The organism is Leisingera sp. F5 (assembly GCF_001593695.1).
On record NZ_LUKH01000347.1, the window covers coordinates 1 to 2,771 of the forward strand.

Consider the following 2,771-nt stretch of genomic DNA (forward strand, 5'->3'; position numbering starts at 1 on the left):
TCTTCAGCAGGTGGTTCATGAAAAAGTTGTTGCGCAGCGCGGTCACGTTCAGCCCGGCATCAATCAGCGCCTTTTCGCCCCACCAGTAATGCTGCAGCATCAGCGGAATACCGGCCCCTGCGCGCGAGGCATGGCTATCCGCGTCATAATCGGCGGTATTGGTATCGGCGCCCATGCAGCTGACCCGCACCACATGCTTGATCTGATCCTTGCGCGCGCCCAGCGCCTTGGCAAAGTTCAGATGCCCCTCCAGCATCGGGTCCAGCGAGGCGGAATAGACCGCCGAAACACCATCCAGCGCGGCGTCCCAGGTGGCCGGCTCCGACAAGTCGAACTTCACAACCTCATCAGCGCCCAGCGCGGTCAACTGCTCGGCCTTGGCCTCGCTGAAATAGCAGGCACGCACGGTGAAACCGCCTGCGGAGGCAAGACGCGCCACCAGCTCGCGGCCAATGCGGCCGGTGGCCGAGGTGATCAGAACAACGGGTTTGGACATGGGGGATCCTCCTGGTGCCGCGCACCGTCCAAACGGCGCGCGCAAATATTGCAAATCTGCACAGATCCTACCGCAACAGGCTGGTGCCAAGCCTCCGAAACCCGACGCAAAATGCCATGGTTTCGCCAGACCTCAGGCCGCTGTCACTCGGCGATGTCTTCCGCCCACAATTCAGGCTTTTCCCGGATGAACCGCTCCATCAGCGCGATGCAGTCCGGGTCCTCGGCAATCACCACCTCCACACCGCGCGAGCGCAGGAACTCCTCGTTGCCGCCAAAATTCTGCGCATCACCGATTACCACCCGCGGGACGCCGAACTGGACAATGGTACCGCTGCACATCATGCAGGGCGACAAAGAGGTATAAAGCACCGTATCGCGATAGGATCTTTGCCGCCCCGCCTTGCGCAGCGCGTCCATCTCGCCGTGGGCAATCGGATCGCCCTTCTGCACCCGCTGATTGCGCCCCTGCGCCACCACCTGACCGCCACGCGCCAGTACCGAACCAATCGGGCAGCCGCCCTCGTCAAATCCCGCCTTGGCTTCCTCATAGGCAATGCGCAGCAGGCGTGTGTCGTCGTCGGTCATCATCAGGAACGGCCTCTTTCTGAATGGATCCAAAGCTGTTCCCGAAGCCTGCCCAGATGCCCGCAAAGGGTCAACCCCGCGCCGCTCAGACTGCCGCAGCGCCCACCAGCTTGATCGACTGCCGCCAGAACCGGGCCATCAGGAAGACGCCGGCGGCTGTAAGCCCTGCAATCAGCCCCACCCAGACACCAACGCCGCCCCATTCCAGCATAAAACCAAAGACATAAGACGCAGGAATCCCGACGGCCCAATAGCTGAGCACCGCAATCACCATCGGCACACCAGTGTCCTGCACGCCGCGCAGCAGCCCCAGCGCAATGGCCTGCATCCCATCCATCAGCTGAAACAGAGCCGCCGCCGCCAAAAGCCCGGCACCGATCAGCAGGATCTCCGTCTTCTGCGGATCCGCCGGATCCAGGAACAGCGACATCAGCGGATCCGGAAGGGTCAGAAACAGAGTGATCCCAATCACGGACACCACCAGCGACATCACTGTCACAACCTTGCCGCCGCGCGCCATGTGGTCCCGGTCACCCCGGCCAAAGGCATTGCCCGCGCGGATCGTGGCCGCATTGGACAATCCCAGATGCACCATGAACGTCAGCCCCGCCAGCGAGATCGCAATCCCGTGCGCAGCCAGCGGCACCGTGCCCAGCCACCCCATCATCATTGCTGAGGCTGCAAACAGGCTGGTTTCGGCCAGGGTGGTCAGCCCGATCGGCGTTCCCATCCGCAACACCTGCCCTAGCATCTCCCAGTCGGGGCGCTGGAAATTCTTCAGCAGCTCATGCTCCGGCAGCACCTTCAGCGCATAGGCCAGTACCAGCACAAAGGACACCCCGTTGGTCACCAGCGACGCAATCGCCGCCCCGGTGATGCCCAGCTCCGGCGCGCCCCAGTTGCCAAAGATCAGCGCATAGTTCACCAGCGCGTTCAGCACCGCCCCGAACACCGACAGCCACAGCACGATCTGGGTGCGCTCCAGCGCCGCCAGATACGACTTGGCCACCATGTACAAAAGCGCCGGAAAAATCGCCCAGCCTGCAATCCGCAGGTATTCAGCCGCCGCATGGGCAATATCCGCCTTCTGCCCCAGCATCAGCAGTATAGGCTCCGACCACCACAGCAAGGGCATCGCCAGCGCACCATACAGCAGCGACAGCCACAGCCCCATCCGGGTGCTGCGCCGGATCTGCCGCTCTTCCCCGGCACCGGCTGCCGCCGCCACCATCGGCATCACCGCAAAGGCAAAACCGGACCCCAAAAGGAAGATGGAAAAGAAATAGGTCGCCCCAAGCGTCACAGCTGCCAGCGCCTCCACCCCGTACCAGCCCAGCATCACGGTATCTGTCAGGCCGATTGCAAACTGCGCCACATGGCCGCCAATCAGCGGCAACCCCAGGATGGCTATCGCCCTGGTATGGCCGCGCAGGGACATCTCGGTGTGTTTGGGTGCGAATGTGCTCATACAGCCAGCCTTAGGCGGGACAGTCATTCCCGGCAAGAGCGGAGTTTCCTTGCCCCTGCACAGGCCTATGGTGATATCCTGCACAGAAGGATTTCCCGCCTGCCGCACAGGAGCCATTCCCGATGACCAACGCCTTTGCCCAGCTGATTCCCGATGCCCGCGCCTTTCTGGCAGAGCTTGCGCAGAACAACAGCCGAGACTGGTTCACCGCGCATAAGGA

4 protein-coding genes are annotated in these 2,771 nt (G+C 62.6%); 1 reads left to right on the forward strand and 3 read right to left on the reverse strand.

Annotation, left to right across the window (positions count from 1 at the left end):
* From A2I95_RS30050 to A2I95_RS30060, 3 genes are all read right to left on the reverse strand, one after another.
* A partial coding sequence (locus tag A2I95_RS30050) for an SDR family oxidoreductase (protein ID WP_291735764.1) occupies positions 1–496 on the reverse strand: 496 nt, incomplete at its 3' end.
* Between the two features lie 143 nt (positions 497–639).
* Positions 640–1,083, reverse strand: coding sequence for a nucleoside deaminase (locus A2I95_RS30055; protein WP_367153020.1), 444 nt, complete (start codon positions 1,081–1,083; stop codon positions 640–642).
* Between the two features lie 85 nt (positions 1,084–1,168).
* Positions 1,169–2,551 carry an MATE family efflux transporter gene (locus A2I95_RS30060; protein WP_259991359.1) on the reverse strand — a complete coding sequence of 461 codons (1,383 nt, stop codon included), beginning with the start codon at positions 2,549–2,551 and terminating at the stop codon, positions 1,169–1,171.
* Positions 2,552–2,673: 122 nt separating this feature from the next.
* Here A2I95_RS30060 and A2I95_RS42665 point away from each other — a divergent pair.
* A partial coding sequence (locus tag A2I95_RS42665) for a DUF2461 family protein (protein ID WP_367153022.1) occupies positions 2,674–2,771 on the forward strand: 98 nt, incomplete at its 3' end.